Raw genomic sequence first — 17,310 nt, 5'->3', positions numbered from 1 at the left:
CGCTCGCTTGGGCTGAACCGTGGATGGGGAACCATGAACACTTCTATCAGTACCGCCTACAACTATAAGGTGGTCCGCCAATTCGCCATTATGACGGTGGTGTGGGGCATCGTCGGCATGGGGCTCGGGGTTTTTCTCGCTGCCCAGTTGGTCTGGCCCGAACTCAACTTCAATTTGCCGTGGACCAGCTTCGGACGTTTGCGTCCGCTGCACACTAACGCGGTGATCTTCGCCTTTGGCGGCTGCGCGCTGTTTGCCAGTTCGTTCTACTCGGTGCAACGCACCTGCCAGACACAGCTGTTCGCGCCGAAAATCGCCGCGTTCTGTTTCTGGGGCTGGCAACTGGTGATTCTGCTGGCGGCCATCAGCCTGCCGCTGGGTTACACCAGCTCCAAGGAATACGCCGAGCTGGAGTGGCCGATCGACATCCTGATCACCATCGTCTGGGTCGCCTATGCCATCGTGTTCTTCGGCACGGTGATGAAGCGCAAGACCAAGCACATCTATGTCGGCAACTGGTTCTTTGGCGGGTTCATCATCACCGTCGCCATCCTGCACATCGTCAACAACATGGAATTGCCGGTGAGCTTCACCAAATCCTACTCGCTGTACGCCGGTGCGACCGACGCCATGGTGCAGTGGTGGTACGGCCACAATGCCGTAGGCTTTTTCCTCACCGCCGGTTTCCTCGGCATGATGTATTACTTCGTGCCGAAGCAGGCTGAACGCCCGGTGTACTCCTATCGCCTGTCGATCGTGCACTTCTGGGCGCTGATCACCCTGTACATCTGGGCAGGTCCCCACCACTTGCACTACACGGCTCTGCCGGACTGGGCACAGTCGCTGGGCATGGTGATGTCGCTGATCCTGCTGGCACCGAGCTGGGGCGGCATGATCAACGGCATGATGACCCTGTCGGGCGCTTGGCATAAGTTGCGCAGCGACCCGATCCTGCGCTTCCTGGTGGTTTCCCTGGCGTTCTACGGCATGTCGACCTTTGAAGGGCCGATGATGGCGATCAAGACGGTAAACGCCCTCTCCCACTACACCGACTGGACCATCGGCCACGTACACGCCGGCGCACTCGGCTGGGTGGCGATGATTTCCATCGGTGCGCTGTACCACATGATCCCGAAAGTTTTCGGCCGCGAGCAGATGCACAGCATCGGCCTGATCAACGCGCACTTCTGGCTCGCCACCATCGGCACCGTACTGTACATCGCTTCGATGTGGGTCAACGGCATCGCCCAGGGCCTGATGTGGCGTGCAGTGAACGAGGACGGCACGCTGACCTACTCCTTCGTCGAAACCCTGGTGGCCAGCCATCCAGGCTTCATCGTGCGACTGATCGGCGGGGCAGTTTTCCTCAGCGGCATGTTGCTGATGGCTTACAACACCTGGCGTACCGTGCGGGCCTCGCAGCCTGCCGAAGTCGCCGCAGCCGCGCAGATGGCCTGAGGAGTCCGCCATGAAACACGAAACAATCGAGAAAAATGTCGGCCTGCTCATGATCCTGATGGTGCTGGCTGTGAGCATCGGCGGCCTGACCCAGATCGTCCCACTGTTCTTCCAGGACGTGACCAACAAACCGGTGGAAGGCATGAAGCCCTACACCGCACTGCAACTGGAAGGTCGCGACATCTATATCCGTGAAGGCTGCGTGGGTTGCCACTCGCAGATGATTCGTCCGTTCCGCGCGGAAACCGAACGCTACGGCCACTACTCGGTTGCGGGTGAAAGCGTCTGGGATCATCCGTTCCTGTGGGGGTCGAAACGTACCGGACCGGACCTGGCCCGGGTCGGCGCGCGTTACTCGGATGACTGGCACCGCGCGCATTTGTACAACCCGCGCAACGTCGTGCCGGAATCGAAGATGCCGGCCTACCCATGGCTGGTAGCCAATCAGCTCGACACCAGCCATACCGAAACCAAGCTCAAGGCCATGCGTACCCTGGGTGTGCCGTACACCGACGCCGACATCGCCGGCGCAACAGAGTCGGTCAAAGGCAAGACCGAGATGGACGCACTGGTCGCCTACCTGCAAGTGCTCGGCACTGCCATCAAGAGCAAGAGGTGAGCCATGTTTGAAATCAGCACTGGAATGATCCGCGGCCTGGGCACCGTCGTGGTCTTCGTGGCCTTCGTCGGCCTGACCCTGTGGGTATTCAACGCCAAGCGCAGCCCGGAATTCGCCGAAGCGCGCCTGCTGCCGTTCGCCGACGAGCCGCAATCCGACAACCGTACTGAACAAGAATCCGCCGCAAGGAGTACCCGGCCATGACCACCTTCTGGAGTACGTGGATCTGCGTACTGACCATCGGCAGCCTGATCGGCCTGACCTGGCTGCTGATCGCCACCCGCCGGGGTGAAACCAAGGGTAGCGCCGACCAGACCATGGGCCACAGCTTCGACGGCATCGAGGAGTACGACAATCCGTTGCCGCGATGGTGGTTCATGCTGTTTGTCGGCACCCTGGTGTTTGGTGTCGGCTATTTGATTCTCTACCCGGGCCTCGGCAACTGGAAAGGCATCCTGCCTGGCTACGAAAATGGCTGGACTGGCGTACATGAATGGGAAAAGGAGATGGACAAGGCGGATGCGAAGTTCGGCCCGATCTTCGCCAAATTCGCAGCCATGCCATTGGAAGAAGTGGCGAAGGACCCACAAGCATTGAAAATGGGTGGCCGGCTGTTCGCGTCCAACTGTTCGGTGTGCCACGGCTCAGACGCCAAGGGTGCTTACGGCTTCCCTAACCTGACCGACAGCGACTGGCGCTGGGGCGGTGCCCCGGAAACCATCAAGACCACCATCATGGGCGGTCGCATGGCGGCAATGCCGGCCTGGGGTGAAATCCTCGGTGAGGCCGGCGTGAAAAACGTGGCGGCTTATGTTCGCCACGACTTGGCTGGCCTGCCGCTGCCTGCCGACAGCGATGCCAACCTGCAAACCGGACAGCAACTGTTCAGTACCACCTGCACAGCCTGTCACGGAGCAAACGGCCAGGGCACCGAAGCCATGGGCGCGCCGAACCTGACGCATCCGGCCGGTTTTATCTACGGAACAAGCCTGGCGCAGCTTGAACAAACGATCCGCCATGGCCGCCAGGGCCATATGCCGGCGCAGAACGAACTGCTCGGCAATGATAAGGTTCAGCTGCTCGCGGCTTATGTGTACAGCCTCTCGAAAGGAGAGGAGCAGTTGAGCGGCAAGCTTCAAGCTACAAGCGACAAGTAACTACAAAAGCAAAAGCCGCAGGCAACGGGCTCTATCTTGGAGCTTGTAGCTTGCGGCTTGCAGCTGCTTCTTTTTGTCGCACCCTCATTGAGTCTTCCTTTCGGTTCCCCTGATTCGGGTCTAAGCTTCCCCCGATGCGGACTGGCCAGTGCCGGTTCCAGGTCGACCCTGAACGATGTGTTCGACGAATCTGCCCGAAGACAGGCCGCAAAGGCTGGTAGATACCGGCTGTCGCGCCAATGACCTTCGGTCACCCAATCGTTGCGTTTGAACACACCTCGTTACATCCGACCTGACCCCCTCGCCTGATCAGTCTTACGGGACGTTTTGTTCGCGGACAATTTTGACCCTACGCGGCGCATGGAAAGGCCGCAGAATCAGCATTTGAAAGCATTGACCCAGGTCATGGCGCGTTGCAATGACCCTACGCTTTCTACATACTTGCGGCCGATTTTTAATCCTAATAAAACACCCAAACCGTGGAACCTTAGAATGAGCACAGCAATCAGTCCGACTGCTTATAACTATAAGGTAGTCCGCCAGTTCGCCATCATGACGGTGGTCTGGGGGATCCTTGGCATGGGGCTCGGTGTCTTCATCGCCTCTCAACTGGTCTGGCCGGAATTGAATTTCGGTCTGCCATGGACGAGCTTTGGACGCCTGCGCCCGTTGCACACCAACCTGGTGATTTTCGCCTTCGGTGGATGTGCACTGTTTGCCACTTCTTATTACGTCGTGCAGCGAACCTGCCAAACGCGACTGATTTCCGACAGCCTCGCGGCCTTCACCTTCTGGGGTTGGCAAGCGGTGATCGTTGCTGCCGGTATTACCTTGCCGTTGGGTTACACCACCACCAAGGAATACGCTGAGCTGGAATGGCCTATCGCTATTCTGCTGGCCATCGTCTGGGTCACCTACGGTCTGGTGTTCTTCGGCACCATCGTCAAGCGCAAGACCAAGCACATCTATGTGGGCAACTGGTTCTACGGTGCCTTCATCGTCGTGACCGCGATGCTGCACATCGTCAACCACATGTCGTTGCCAGTCAGCCTGTTCAAGTCCTACTCCGCCTACTCGGGTGCGACTGACGCGATGATCCAGTGGTGGTACGGCCACAACGCCGTGGGCTTCTTCCTGACCACCGGCTTCCTCGGCATGATGTACTACTTCGTACCGAAGCAGGCCGAACGTCCGATCTACTCCTATCGCCTGTCCATCGTGCACTTCTGGGCACTGATCACCCTGTACATCTGGGCCGGTCCGCACCACCTGCACTACACCGCACTGCCGGATTGGGCACAATCGCTGGGCATGGCGATGTCGATCATCCTGCTGGCACCGAGCTGGGGCGGCATGATCAACGGCATGATGACCCTGTCGGGCGCCTGGCATAAGCTGCGCACCGACCCGATCCTGCGCTTCCTGGTGGTCTCCCTGGCGTTCTACGGCATGTCGACCTTCGAAGGTCCGATGATGGCGATCAAGACCGTCAACTCGCTCTCGCACTACACCGACTGGACCATCGGCCACGTACATGCTGGCGCCCTGGGCTGGGTAGCGATGATTTCGATCGGCGCGATCTACCACATGATCCCGAAACTGTTCGGCCGCGCGCAGATGCACAGCACCGGCCTGATCAACACGCACTTCTGGCTCGCGACCATCGGTACCGTTCTGTACATCGCTTCGATGTGGGTCAACGGCATCACCCAGGGCCTGATGTGGCGTGCAATCAACGATGACGGCACCCTCACCTACTCCTTCGTCGAAGCCCTGCAAGCCAGCCATCCTGGTTTCATCGTCCGTGCCCTGGGCGGTGCGTTCTTCGCTGCCGGCATGCTGTTTATGGCTTACAACGTGTTCCGTACCGTACGCGCCTCGAACCCGGCTGAAGCCAAAGCCGCCGAACAGATTGCTGTAGTTGGAGCTCACTGATGAAGCATGAAGCAGTCGAGAAGAACATTGGCCTGCTGGCCTTCTTCATGGTCATCGCCGTCAGCGTCGGCGGCCTGACCCAGATCGTTCCGCTGTTTTTCCAGGACGTCACCAACAAGCCGGTCGAAGGCATGAAGCCTCGCCCCGCCCTTGAACTGGAAGGCCGCGACATCTACATCGCCAACGGCTGCGTCAGCTGCCACTCGCAGATGATCCGCCCGTTCCGTGCTGAAACCGAACGCTACGGCCACTACTCGGTCGCCGGTGAAAGCGTCTGGGATCACCCGTTCCTGTGGGGTTCCAAACGTACCGGTCCGGACCTGGCCCGTGTCGGTGGTCGTTACTCCGATGACTGGCAACGTGCGCACTTGTACAACCCGCGCAACGTAGTGCCTGAGTCGAAAATGCCGGCCTACCCGTTCCTCGTGGAAAACAAGCTCGACGGCAAAGACACCGCCAAGAAAATGGAAGTCTTGCGCGCGCTCGGCGTCCCTTACACCGACGAAGACATCGCCGGTGCCAAGGATGCCGTGAAGGGCAAAACCGAAATGGACGCGCTGGTGGCCTATCTGCAAGGCCTGGGCACCATCATCAAAAGCAAACGGTGATCTAAATGGATATCGGGATGATTCGTGGCCTGGGCACCGTTGTTGTCATGGTGGCCTTCGTCGGTCTGGCCTTGTGGGTCTTCAGCCCCAAGCGCAAGTCGGAGTTTGAAGACGCGACCTTGCTGCCTTTCGCGGATGATCCCGAAGCCATCAAGCACGTCGAGCAAGCTTCTAGGAGTAACAAAGAATGACTACATTCTGGAGTCTGTACGTCACAGTCCTCAGTCTCGGTACGATCTTTTCCCTGACCTGGCTGTTGCTGTCGACCCGCAAGGGCCAGCGCACCGAAGCCACCGATGAGACGGTTGGACATTCCTTCGACGGGATCGAGGAATACGACAACCCGCTGCCGAAATGGTGGTTCATGCTGTTCGTGGGCACCATCATTTTCGCCCTGGGCTACCTGGTGCTGTACCCAGGCTTGGGCAACTGGAAAGGCCTGCTGCCAGGTTACAACTACCTGGATACCGAGAAGCAGACCCCGTTCGCCAACGGCCAGACCGGCTGGACCGGCGTACACGAGTGGGAAAAGGAAATGGCTCGTTCGGACGCCAAGTTCGGTCCGATCTTCGCCAAGTTCGCTTCCATGCCGATCGAAGAAGTCGCCAAGGACCCGCAAGCCCTGAAGATGGGTGGCCGCCTGTTCGCCTCCAACTGCTCGGTCTGCCACGGTTCCGACGCCAAAGGCGCTTATGGCTTCCCTAACCTGACCGACGCCGATTGGCGCTGGGGCGGCGAACCGGAAACCATCAAGACCACCATCATGGGTGGCCGTCACGCGGTCATGCCGGCGTGGGCCGAAGTGATTGGCGAGCAAGGCGTTGCGGATGTGGCTGCATTCGTCCTGACCAACCTCGATGGCCGCAAGCTGCCGGAAGGCGCCAAGGCTGACCCGGTTGCCGGGCAGAAACTGTTCGCCGCCAACTGCGTGGCTTGCCACGGTCCGGAAGGCAAAGGCACCCCAGCCATGGGCGCACCTAACCTGACTCACCCGGCCGCGTTCATCTACGGTTCGAGCTTCGCTCAACTGCAGCAGACCATCCGTTACGGCCGTCAGGGCCAGATGCCTGCGCAAGAGCAAATGCAGGGTAACGACAAGGTTCACCTGCTGGCCGCTTACGTCTACAGCCTGTCACATGGCGACAAGGCTGCAGCACAAGAGGCTCAGTAAGGCAAACGCTTGATGCGATGTTAAAAGGCCCCGCCAATGTGAATTGGCGGGGCCTTTTTTATCGTTGCTCTGAAATGCAAATGGCTCCACGCTTGGGGCGTCAGGATTTTCACAAAAGGATTATTCATGAGCCACGCACCCGATTTGCCGACACAAGATGGCCAACAAAAAGCGCAAAACACCGGGTACAAGAGCGATTCCAACCTTGTCGAAAGTCTGCGGATGCCTCAAGACAACATCGACTTCAACCCTGAGCGAGCAATCATCCTCAGCAGGCCATTGCCGGATTGACACTCTCCCACCCGCAAAACCGGCCATAATTCATTAGTCAATTGATACAGGTCATTACACGGTCAGTTGATTTCCACCAACGTGACCAAAGGTCGCACCCTTGAGCTAGAGCGACAGGCGTATCATTGCGCCACTGCTACACCCCCTTTTTGACCCCGGTCGGCACGTACTGACCGAGGCATTTTTCCACTGCCGTGGGATGCAACCGATGAGCAACCAGATTCCGGTACACGACGTTACCCCGCCAGCCAAAAACGCGAACAACAGCGTCGACCTTTACGCCTCTCGAGAAAAGATCTACACCCGCGCCTTCACCGGCCTGTTCCGCAACCTGCGAATGGCGGGCGGTGCCGTGTTGTTTCTGCTGTATTTCGGTACGGTGTGGCTGAACTGGGGCGGTCATCAAGCGGTTTGGTGGAATCTGCCGGAGCGTAAATTTTTCATCTTCGGCGCGACCTTCTGGCCCCAGGACTTCATCCTGCTGTCCGGCATGTTGATCATCGCCGCATTCGGCCTGTTCTTCATCACGGTGTACGCCGGCCGGATCTGGTGCGGTTATACCTGCCCGCAAAGCGTCTGGACCTGGATTTTCATGTGGTGTGAAAAGGTCACCGAAGGCGACCGCAACCAACGCATCAAGCTCGACAAGGCGCCAATGAGCGCCAACAAATTCCTGCGCAAATTCAGCAAGCACATCATGTGGCTGCTGATCGGCTTCGTGACCGGCATGACCTTCGTCGGCTACTTCTCACCGATCCGCGAATTGACCATCGACTTCTTCACCGGCGAGGCCGATGGCTGGTCGTATTTCTGGGTGGGCTTCTTCACCCTCGCCACCTACGGCAACGCCGGTTGGTTGCGCGAGCAGGTGTGCATTTACATGTGCCCGTATGCGCGCTTCCAAAGCGTGATGTTCGACAAGGACACCCTGATCGTGTCCTACGACCCGCGCCGCGGCGAAGGCCGTGGCCCGCGCAAAAAAGGCATCGACTACAAGGCACAGGGTCTGGGCGATTGCATCGACTGCACCATGTGCGTTCAGGTCTGCCCGACCGGTATCGATATCCGCGACGGCCTGCAAATCGAATGCATCGGTTGCGCCGCCTGCATCGATGCCTGCGACGCCATCATGGACAAGATGGAGTACCCGCGCGGCCTGATCAGCTACACCACCGAACACAACCTGTCCGGGCAGAAAACCCATAAACTGCGTCCGCGCCTGATTGGCTATGCCTTGGTTTTGCTGGCCATGATCAGCCTGTTGGTGACCGCCTTCTTCATGCGCTCCCTGGTGGGATTCGACGTCAGCAAGGACCGCGTGCTGTACCGCGAAAACGCCGAAGGCCGGATCGAAAACGTCTACAGCCTGAAGATCATGAACAAGGATCAGCGCGACCATACCTATGTCCTTGAAGCCACCGGCCTGCCGGACCTCAAGCTTCAAGGCCGGCGTGAGATCAAGGTTGCGGCCGGCGATATCGTCAGCCAACCGGCCGAGCTGTCCGTGGCCCCGGAACACCTGCCATCGAGCACCAACGAGGTGAAATTCATCCTCAAGGATGCCGATGACGCCAGCATTCACGTTGAAGCCAAGAGCCGATTCATCGGCCCACAAAATCGTTGAGAGAAGTGATCATGTCCGCAGCAAACGCCGCAAGCCCCTGGTACAAGCACCTTTGGCCATGGATCATCATCGGGATTCTGGCCTGCTCGGTGACCCTGACCTTGTCCATGGTGACCATCGCGGTGAACAACCCCGACAACCTGGTCAACGATAACTACTACGAGGCCGGCAAAGGGATCAACCGCTCCCTCGACCGTGAATTGCTGGCGCAAACCCTGTTGATGCGTGCCAGCGTTCACCTGGATGGCGTGACCGGTGAAGTCGACCTGCGCCTGAGCGGCAACAGCCAACCGAAAACCCTTGAACTGAACCTGATTTCACCGACGCAACCGGAGAAAGACCGCAAGATCGTCCTGACCCGCAGCGAAACCGAGCAGGGCCGCTACATTGGCCAACTGAGCGACAAGATCGAAGGCCGCCGCTTTGTCGAGCTGCTGGGCAACCAGGACGACCACGTTTGGCGCATGTTCGAAGAAGAATCGGTCAGCCATGACAAGGACCTGCTGCTCGGTGATGAACCACTACAGGGCGCGGAAGACCTGAAAAAGTAAAACCGCGCTTCGCGCATTCGCGAGCAGGCTCGCTCCCACAGTTGTTCGGTGTCGCGCACAAGATTGAGAGCACCATCGACCCATTGTGGGAGCGAGCCTGCTCGCGAAGAGGCCCTATCCAGCGATAGAGATTCAGCAGTATCAGTGAATATTCCATGACCTCCCCACTCCCCTGCTACCACTGCGCCCTACCCGTCCCGGCTGGCAGTCGTTTCACCGCTGCGGTCCTGGGACAAACCCGTGAGTTCTGCTGCCCGGGTTGCCAAGCCGTGGCCGAGGCGATTGTCGCCGGGGGGCTGGAGAACTATTACCAGCATCGCAGCGAAGCATCGGCCAACCCCGAAGCGCTGCCGGTGCAATTGGTGGATGAACTGGTGCTGTACGACCGCGCCGAGGTGCAGCAGCCCTTTGTCCGCCATGAGGGCGAACTGGCTGAAACCACGCTGTTGATGGAAGGCATCAGTTGCGCCGCCTGCGGCTGGTTGATCGAGAAACATCTGCGCACCTTGCCGGCGGTGGCCGAAGCACGCCTGAATCTGTCGAACCATCGACTGCACGTGCGCTGGGCCGACGCACAAATGCCACTCAGCCGGATGCTCGCCGAGCTGCGGCACATCGGCTACGCCGCACACCCCTATCAAGCCGACCGCGCCAGCGAACAACTGGCCAGCGAAAACCGTCTGGCCCTGCGCCAGCTCGGTGTGGCTGGCCTGCTGTGGTTCCAGGCGATGATGGCGACCATGGCCACCTGGCCTGAATTCAACATTGATCTCAGCCCGGAACTCCACACCATCCTGCGCTGGGTGGCGCTGTTTCTTACCACCCCGATCGTGTTCTACAGCTGCGCACCGTTCTTCAAGGGCGCCATGCGCGACCTGCGCACCCGCCACCTGACCATGGACGTTTCGGTGTCGCTGGCCATCGGCAGCGCCTACGTCGCCGGGATCTGGACTTCGATCACTGGTGTCGGCGAACTGTATTTCGATGCGGTCGGCATGTTTGCGCTGTTCCTGCTGGCCGGTCGCTACCTGGAGCGCCGCGCCCGGGAACGCACCGCTGCCGCCACCGCACAGCTTGTCAACCTGTTGCCCGCCTCCTGCCTGCGCCTGAACAGTGACGGCCAAAGCGAACGAATCCTGCTGAGCGAACTGCGGTTGGGCGATCAGGTACTGGTGCATCCGGGCGCGGTCCTCCCAGCTGACGGCAAAATCCTCGACGGCCAATCGAGCATCGACGAATCGCTGCTGACCGGTGAATACCTGCCGCAACCTCGCATGCCAGGCGACGCCGTCACCGCTGGCACCCTGAATGTCGAAGGCGCGTTAACCGTGCAAGTCCAAGCCCTTGGCCAGGACACCCGTCTCTCGGCCATCGTCCGCCTGCTCGATCGTGCCCAGGCGGAAAAACCGCGACTGGCGGAAATCGCCGACCGTGCCGCGCAATGGTTCCTGTTGCTGACACTCATCGCATCCGCCTGCATTGGCCTGCTGTGGTGGGAGCTGGACTCATCGCGAGCCTTCTGGATCGTGCTGGCGATGCTGGTCGCAACCTGCCCGTGCGCCTTGTCCCTGGCAACGCCAACCGCCCTCACCGCCGCCACCGGGACCCTGCACAAGCTGGGCTTGTTGCTGACACGTGGCCATGTGCTGGAAGGCTTGAACCAGATCGATACGGTGATTTTCGACAAGACCGGCACCCTCACCGAAGGGCGTCTGGCACTGCGTTCGATCCGCCCCCTCGGCGCCCTCGACAGCGATCAGTGCCTGAGTCTCGCCGCCGCACTGGAAAACCGCTCCGAACACCCTATCGCACGCGCCTTCGGTCGTGCACCAATGGCCGCAGAGGACGTGCACAGTACGCCGGGGCTTGGCCTTGAAGGACAGGTTGGCGAACAGCGTTTACGCATCGGCCAACCCGATTTTGTCTGTGAACTCAGCGGCGCAGTCACGCCATCAATGCCGGATGAGCCGGGCCAATGGCTGTTGCTCGGCGACCCACAAGGACCCCTGGCCTGGTTCGTGCTCGACGACCGTTTGCGCGCCGACGCCCCGGCCCTGCTGGAAGCCTGCAAGGCACGCGGCTGGCGCACCTTGTTGCTGTCAGGCGACAGCTCGCCGATGGTAGCCAGTGTCGCGGCCGAACTTGGCATAGATGAGGCTCGCGCAGGCTTGCGCCCGGACGACAAACTGGCGGTACTGCAACAATTGCATCAGCAAGGTCGCAAAGTGCTGATGCTCGGCGACGGGGTCAACGACGTGCCGGTGCTGGCGGCTGCCGACATCAGTGTGGCCATGGGTTCGGCCACCGATCTGGCGAAAACCAGCGCTGACGCAGTGTTGCTGTCCAATCGCCTCGATGCCCTTGTACAAGCCTTCAACCTGGCCCGGCGCACCCGCCGGGTCATCATTGAGAACCTGTTGTGGGCCGGGCTGTACAATGGCCTCATGTTGCCGTTCGCTGCCCTCGGCTGGATCACTCCGGTGTGGGCGGCGGTCGGCATGTCCATCAGTTCGCTGACCGTGGTATTGAACGCCTTGCGCCTGACTCGCCTGCCGAGCACGCCGGCTGTCGGTACCGCACCAGAAACCCGCCCGTTGCCGGCCTGAGCCGCGCGGGCATGGAGTCCAGATGCCAGCTCTTTACGTGATGATCCCGGCCGCACTGCTGATCGTGGCCATCGCTATCTATATCTTCTTCTGGGCGGTCGACAGCGGTCAGTACGACGACCTCGACGGTCCGGCCCATAGCATCCTGTTCGACGATCAGGACCCGAACCACACTGCGGCCGTCGACGAGGCCAGCGGCCATCCCGCCCAACCCGACGACAAGGCTCCGCCCCATGCTTGAGTTGGCGCCCTTGCTGGTGTCGGCGGTGATTCTCGGTCTGCTCGGTGGCGGTCATTGCCTGGGGATGTGCGGCGGCTTGATGGGCGCGCTGACCCTGGCGATTCCCAAGGAACAACGCAGCCGCCGCTTTCATCTGTTGCTGGCCTACAACCTTGGGCGAATCCTTAGCTACGCCGCCGCCGGACTGCTGATCGGCCTGGCGGGCTGGGCGGTGGCCAACAGCCCGGCGGCGATGTTCATGCGAATACTCGCCGGGCTGTTGCTGATTGCCATGGGCCTGTACCTGGCCGGCTGGTGGAGCGGCCTGACACGCATCGAAAGCCTCGGTCGCGGCCTGTGGCGGCATATCCAGCCGGTCGCCAACCAACTGCTGCCGGTTTCAAACATCCCCCGCGCCCTGTTACTCGGCGCACTCTGGGGCTGGCTGCCCTGCGGCCTGGTCTACAGCACCCTTTTATGGTCGGCCAGCCAGGGTAATGCGCTGGACAGTGCGTTGCTGATGCTGGCGTTCGGCCTCGGTACCTGGCCGGTCCTGCTCGCCACCGGGCTGGCGGCGGAACGGATGACAGCGCTGCTGCGCAAACGTAGCGTGCGGCTGGCCGGTGGGTTGCTGGTGATGCTGTTTGGGCTCTGGACCTTGCCGGGGCCGCATCAGCATTGGCTCATGGGGCACTGATCCCTCGCCACAAAAAACCATCCAAGCCAACAATCACCCTTGATGCAAATCAAGATCCCTAAATGTCACACCCCCTAGACTGGCCGAAAACTGCCAGCCTGTTCCGGGGGATGCCCGCATGATGCTCGACGCCATTCGTTGGGATACCGACCTGATCCGCCGTTATGACCTGGCGGGACCGCGCTACACCTCCTATCCGACCGCCGTGCAGTTCCATGGCCAGGTCGGCACTTTCGACCTGTTTCACGCCCTGCGTGACAGCCGCAAGGCCATGCGCCCATTGTCGCTGTATGTACACGTCCCCTTCTGCGCGAACATTTGCTACTACTGCGCCTGCAACAAAGTCATCACCAAGGATCGCGGCCGCGCACTCCCCTACTTGCAGCGCCTGGAGCAGGAAATCCAACTGATCGCCTGCCACCTCGACCCCGCGCAAAAGGTTGAGCAATTGCACTTCGGTGGTGGCACGCCGACCTTTCTCAGCCATGACGAGCTGCGCCAACTGATGGCGCACCTACGCAAGCACTTCAATTTGCTGGACGACGATTCCGGCGACTACGGCATCGAAATCGACCCCCGCGAAGCCGATTGGTCGACCATGGGCCTGTTGCGCGAGCTGGGTTTCAATCGGGTCAGCATTGGCCTGCAAGACCTCGATCCGGCGGTGCAGCGCGCGGTCAATCGCCTGCAAAGCCTGGAGGAGACCCGCGCGGTGATCGACGCCGCCCGCACCCTGCAGTACCGCTCGATCAATATCGACCTGATCTACGGTTTACCGAGACAGACACCCGAGAACTTTGCCCGCACCGTGGAAGAGGTCATCAGACTCCAACCGGACCGGCTCTCGGTCTTCAATTATGCACACCTGCCGGAACGGTTCATGCCACAACGGCGGATCAACAGCAATGAATTGCCGACTCCGGCACAGAAGCTGGAAATGCTTCAGCGCACCATCGAACAACTGACCGGCGCCGGTTACCGCTACATCGGCATGGATCACTTCGCCCTGCCCGACGATGAACTGGCGATCGCCCAGGAAGAATCGACCCTGCAACGCAACTTCCAGGGTTACACGACCCATGGCCATTGCGATCTGATCGGGTTGGGCGTGTCGGCGATCAGCCAGATCGGCGACTTGTACTGCCAGAACAGCAGCGACTTGAACGAGTACCAGAACACCCTCGCCACCGCTCAGTTAGCCACCAGCCGTGGACTGGTGTGCAACGCCGATGACCGGCTCCGACGTGCGGTGATTCAACAGCTGATCTGTAATTTCAGCCTGGATTTCGCCGATATCGAGCAGGCTTTCAATATCGATTTTCAAGGCTATTTCGGCGAACTTTGGCCGCAATTGCAGCACATGGCCAAGGATGGCCTGATTGAACTGGATCGAGAAAAAATAACCGTGCTGCCTGCCGGGCGCTTGCTGGTGCGCTCGGTGTGCATGGTGTTCGATGCGTACCTGGAACAACACAGCCGTCAGCGGTTTTCCAGGGTCATTTAGAGGTGCGACAAAAGCGCCGTATGCTGGCCTCAAAGTCCTTCTGTGGGTTACCCTTACGTCTTATGTGTGTTTTCCCACAAGGATTGAAGAAATGTCCGAGCCAGTAAAACTGCGTGCTCATAACCAGGCCCATTGCAAGGATTGCAGTCTGGCCCCGCTGTGCTTGCCACTTTCTCTGAATCTGGAAGACATGGACGCTCTGGACGAAATCGTTAAACGTGGCCGTCCGCTGAAAAAAGGTGAATTTCTATTCCGCCAGGGCGACACGTTCGACTCCGTTTACGCAGTACGCTCCGGCGCGCTCAAGACCTTCAATCTGAGCGATGCCGGTGAAGAGCAGCTCACCGGTTTCCACCTGCCGAGCGAACTGGTCGGCCTGTCGGGCATGGACACCGAAAAGCATCCGGTATCGGCGCAAGCGCTGGAAACCACGTCGGTGTGTGAAATCCCGTTCGAACGCCTCGACGAACTGGCCCTGCAATTGCCACAGCTGCGCCGTCAGCTGATGCGGGTGATGAGCCGCGAGATTCGTGACGATCAACAGATGATGTTGCTGCTGTCGAAAAAAACCGCCGACGAACGCATCGCCACCTTCCTGGTCAACCTGTCCGCACGTTTCCGCGCCCGGGGCTTCTCGGCCAATCAGTTCCGTCTGAGCATGTCGCGCAACGAAATCGGCAACTACCTGGGCCTGGCGGTGGAAACCGTGTCACGGGTTTTCACGCGCTTCCAGCAGAACGAGATAATCGCTGCCGAAGGCAAGGAAATCCGCATTCTCGACCCGATCCAGCTGTGCGCTCTGGCCGGCGGCTCGATCGAAGGTTGATCTCGATCCGCGGTTGAGCGAAGCGTTTCAGCCGCGGGTATACTGCGCCGTTTGCAGCCCTGCCAGGACTCTACGACTATGGTCATCGATTCTTTCGATATCAAATCCCTCATCCGCCCCGTGATCGACTTTCCCAAGCCGGGCGTGATCTTTCGCGACATCACCCCGTTGTTCCAGTCGCCCAAGGCCCTACGCCTGGTGATGGACAGCTTCGCCCATCGCTATGTAGAGGCCGATTTCACCCATATCGGTGCTATGGATGCCCGCGGTTTTCTGATCGGTTCGGTGTTGGCCTATCAGCTGAACAAACCGCTGGTGCTGTTCCGCAAGCAAGGCAAACTCCCGGCTGACGTGCTGGCCGAAGGCTATGCGACCGAGTACGGCGAAGCCTTCCTCGAAGTGCACGCCGACAGCTTGTGCGAGGGTGACTCGGTGGTGATGTTCGATGACTTGATCGCCACGGGTGGCACCCTGATTGCAGCGGCGAACCTGATCCGCCGCATGGGCGCCCGGGTACATGAGGCGGCGGCGATCATTGACCTGCCGGAGCTGGGTGGATCGCAGCGCTTGGAAGACATGGGCATTCCTACGTTTTGCCTGACGCAGTTTGCGTTGACCGATAAATAAGCAGCGTCTGCGCTGACGCCATCGCTGGCAAGCCAGCTCCCACAGGGATCCGCGGCGTACACAAATCTTGTGAACGGCAGAGAACACTGTGGGAGCTGGCTTGCCAGCGATAGCGTCATCCGCGGCACCGCAAATCTCAAAGCCCCATCTGCTTGCTGATGATCTCGTTCATCACTTCCCGCGTACCGCCGCCGATCGAAAGAATCCGGTTATCCCGGTACAGACGCTCAACCAGACTCTCCCGCATGTAACCCAGACCACCAAGAATCTGTACCGCATCGTGGGTAATGCGATCAGCCGTGTCAGTGGCAAAATTCTTGGCCATGGAAATTTCCTTGATCACGCTCTGCCCCGCCGCCATTTTCGCGGCCTGCCGGTAGGTGAACTCCCTGGAGACTTCCAGCTCAGTGGCCATTTCGGCGAGGCGATGCTTGATCACCTGGAACTTGCCGATAGGTTTGCCAAAGGCTTCACGCTCCCGCGCCCACTTCAGGCTTTCTTCCAGCGCAAGCTGCGCGGTCATGTTGGCCATCAGGGCCAGCGCCAGGCGTTCACTCTGGAAATTGCCCATGATGCAGGCAAAGCCCATGTTCTCGCTGCCGACCAAATTGCCCACGGGCACACGGCAATCGTCGAAGAACAGCTCGGCCGTATCCGACGCCCACCACCCCATTTTCTTCAACTGCCGACCCACGGTGAAACCGGGGGCTCCCTTCTCGATCATCAACAGGCTGATACCGGAGAAACCCGGCTCGCCCGTGCGCACCGCGACGGTATAGAAGTCCGCGCGCACGCCGCTGGTGATGAAGGTCTTGCTGCCGCTGACCCGGTAAAAGTCGCCGTCTCGCACAGCGCGGGTTTGCAGATTGGCGACGTCTGAACCGCCGCCGGGTTCAGTGACGGCCAAGGCACTGATCTTCTCACCCGACAACACTTGCGGCACGACCCGGTCACGGACCTCAGGCCTGGCCCACTTGAGAATCGGTGGCAGACCGATGTCCAGCGACCCCAGGCCCGCTACCAGACCGCCGGAACCACAGCGCATCAGCTCTTCGCTGGAAGCGACCTTGGCGAATAGATCACCTTCGTGGCTCCCTCCAAGCGATTCCGGGTAACCGATGCCAAGAATCCCCGCTGCGCCGGCCTTGAGGTAAAGCTCACGGGGAAAGCTTTCGGCTTCTTCCCACTGGTCGATGTCCGGAAGAATCTCGCGCTCGACGAATCGTCTGACGCTGTCACGGACCAATTGGTGGCTGGGGTCGAAATATTCCTGAAAGGCAGGCATCGGCGAACTCCACTGAAGGGTTCAGCGAAGCTAACCGAGCGCTTGCTTGGTTTTCAACAGAATTGTGTGATTCAGGTAGTCCGAGGTGCGCCGTTCGCGAGCAGGCTCGCTCCCACAAGTGATCCAATGTG

At 59.9% G+C, this 17,310-nt stretch carries 18 protein-coding genes; 17 read left to right on the top strand and 1 reads right to left on the bottom strand.

The annotated features are described in order from the left end of the window. Window positions 1-33: 33 nt before the first annotated feature. The 17 genes from ccoN (ACSFE6_RS07725) to ACSFE6_RS07645 all read left to right on the top strand — a co-directional run bounded on the left by ccoN (ACSFE6_RS07725) (window position 34) and on the right by ACSFE6_RS07645 (window position 15,894). Window positions 34-1,458, top strand: a complete 1,425-nt coding sequence (ccoN, locus tag ACSFE6_RS07725) for a cytochrome-c oxidase, cbb3-type subunit I (RefSeq protein ID WP_435427047.1) — start codon at window positions 34-36, stop codon at window positions 1,456-1,458. 10 nt (window positions 1,459-1,468) lie between these two features. Further along, window positions 1,469-2,077 (top strand): cytochrome-c oxidase, cbb3-type subunit II, encoded by a 609-nt coding sequence (ccoO, locus tag ACSFE6_RS07720; protein ID WP_435427046.1) that lies wholly within the window; start codon window positions 1,469-1,471, stop codon window positions 2,075-2,077. A 3-nt stretch (window positions 2,078-2,080) separates the two neighbouring features. Continuing rightward, window positions 2,081-2,281 carry a cbb3-type cytochrome oxidase subunit 3 gene (locus ACSFE6_RS07715; RefSeq protein WP_435427045.1) on the top strand — a complete coding sequence of 67 codons (201 nt, stop codon included), beginning with the start codon at window positions 2,081-2,083 and terminating at the stop codon, window positions 2,279-2,281. Continuing rightward, window positions 2,278-3,234: a cytochrome-c oxidase, cbb3-type subunit III gene (gene ccoP / locus ACSFE6_RS07710; protein ID WP_435427044.1), complete on the top strand. Its 957-nt coding sequence runs from the start codon at window positions 2,278-2,280 to the stop codon at window positions 3,232-3,234. The genes ACSFE6_RS07715 and ccoP (ACSFE6_RS07710) overlap by 4 nt, the downstream gene beginning before the upstream one ends. A gap of 492 nt (window positions 3,235-3,726) precedes the next feature. Then, a complete protein-coding gene (ccoN, locus tag ACSFE6_RS07705) occupies window positions 3,727-5,169 on the top strand; it encodes a cytochrome-c oxidase, cbb3-type subunit I (protein ID WP_435427043.1) in 1,443 nt (480 codons plus the stop codon). Continuing rightward, window positions 5,169-5,777, top strand: a complete 609-nt coding sequence (gene ccoO / locus ACSFE6_RS07700; RefSeq protein WP_435427042.1) for a cytochrome-c oxidase, cbb3-type subunit II — start codon at window positions 5,169-5,171, stop codon at window positions 5,775-5,777. Before ccoN (ACSFE6_RS07705) ends, ccoO (ACSFE6_RS07700) begins: the two co-directional genes overlap by 1 nt. 5 nt (window positions 5,778-5,782) lie before the next feature. Then, the gene (locus ACSFE6_RS07695; protein WP_032831505.1) at window positions 5,783-5,968 is read left to right on the top strand and encodes a CcoQ/FixQ family Cbb3-type cytochrome c oxidase assembly chaperone; all 186 of its coding nucleotides are present in this window, start codon (window positions 5,783-5,785) and stop codon (window positions 5,966-5,968) included. Further along, window positions 5,965-6,948: a cytochrome-c oxidase, cbb3-type subunit III gene (gene ccoP, locus ACSFE6_RS07690; protein WP_435427041.1), complete on the top strand. Its 984-nt coding sequence runs from the start codon at window positions 5,965-5,967 to the stop codon at window positions 6,946-6,948. The genes ACSFE6_RS07695 and ccoP (ACSFE6_RS07690) overlap by 4 nt, the downstream gene beginning before the upstream one ends. 126 nt (window positions 6,949-7,074) lie before the next feature. Then, a complete protein-coding gene (locus tag ACSFE6_RS07685; protein ID WP_435427040.1) occupies window positions 7,075-7,239 on the top strand; it encodes a hypothetical protein in 165 nt (54 codons plus the stop codon). Window positions 7,240-7,447: 208 nt separating this feature from the next. Further along, window positions 7,448-8,863 carry a cytochrome c oxidase accessory protein CcoG gene (ccoG, locus tag ACSFE6_RS07680; protein ID WP_435427039.1) on the top strand — a complete coding sequence of 472 codons (1,416 nt, stop codon included), beginning with the start codon at window positions 7,448-7,450 and terminating at the stop codon, window positions 8,861-8,863. Between the two features lie 11 nt (window positions 8,864-8,874). Further along, window positions 8,875-9,414: a FixH family protein gene (locus tag ACSFE6_RS07675; RefSeq protein WP_435427038.1), complete on the top strand. Its 540-nt coding sequence runs from the start codon at window positions 8,875-8,877 to the stop codon at window positions 9,412-9,414. 155 nt (window positions 9,415-9,569) lie between these two features. Continuing rightward, entirely contained in the window at window positions 9,570-12,020 is a 2,451-nt protein-coding gene (locus ACSFE6_RS07670; RefSeq protein ID WP_435427037.1) for a heavy metal translocating P-type ATPase, read from the top strand. A 22-nt stretch (window positions 12,021-12,042) separates the two neighbouring features. Beyond that, on the top strand, window positions 12,043-12,261 hold the full coding sequence (gene ccoS, locus ACSFE6_RS07665; protein WP_435427036.1) for a cbb3-type cytochrome oxidase assembly protein CcoS: 219 nt from the start codon (window positions 12,043-12,045) through the stop codon (window positions 12,259-12,261). Further along, window positions 12,254-12,937: a sulfite exporter TauE/SafE family protein gene (locus ACSFE6_RS07660; RefSeq protein ID WP_435427035.1), complete on the top strand. Its 684-nt coding sequence runs from the start codon at window positions 12,254-12,256 to the stop codon at window positions 12,935-12,937. Before ccoS ends, ACSFE6_RS07660 begins: the two co-directional genes overlap by 8 nt. 121 nt (window positions 12,938-13,058) lie before the next feature. Continuing rightward, the gene (hemN, locus tag ACSFE6_RS07655; RefSeq protein WP_435427097.1) at window positions 13,059-14,441 is read left to right on the top strand and encodes an oxygen-independent coproporphyrinogen III oxidase; all 1,383 of its coding nucleotides are present in this window, start codon (window positions 13,059-13,061) and stop codon (window positions 14,439-14,441) included. Window positions 14,442-14,532: 91 nt separating this feature from the next. Continuing rightward, a complete protein-coding gene (gene fnr / locus ACSFE6_RS07650) occupies window positions 14,533-15,267 on the top strand; it encodes a fumarate/nitrate reduction transcriptional regulator Fnr (protein WP_435427034.1) in 735 nt (244 codons plus the stop codon). 78 nt (window positions 15,268-15,345) lie between these two features. Further along, window positions 15,346-15,894, top strand: coding sequence for an adenine phosphoribosyltransferase (locus tag ACSFE6_RS07645; RefSeq protein ID WP_435427033.1), 549 nt, complete (start codon window positions 15,346-15,348; stop codon window positions 15,892-15,894). Window positions 15,895-16,030: 136 nt separating this feature from the next. On the opposite strand, the gene ACSFE6_RS07640 is transcribed toward ACSFE6_RS07645, so the two are convergent. Continuing rightward, entirely contained in the window at window positions 16,031-17,179 is a 1,149-nt protein-coding gene (locus ACSFE6_RS07640) for an acyl-CoA dehydrogenase family protein (protein ID WP_435427032.1), read from the bottom strand. Between the last annotated feature and the right edge of the window lie 131 nt (window positions 17,180-17,310).

Source organism: Pseudomonas baetica (genome assembly GCF_051216495.1).
In the GTDB taxonomy this organism is placed as follows: Bacteria; Pseudomonadota; Gammaproteobacteria; order Pseudomonadales; family Pseudomonadaceae; genus Aquipseudomonas; species Aquipseudomonas baetica_B.
This window is presented reverse-complemented; position numbering and strand designations above follow the sequence as displayed.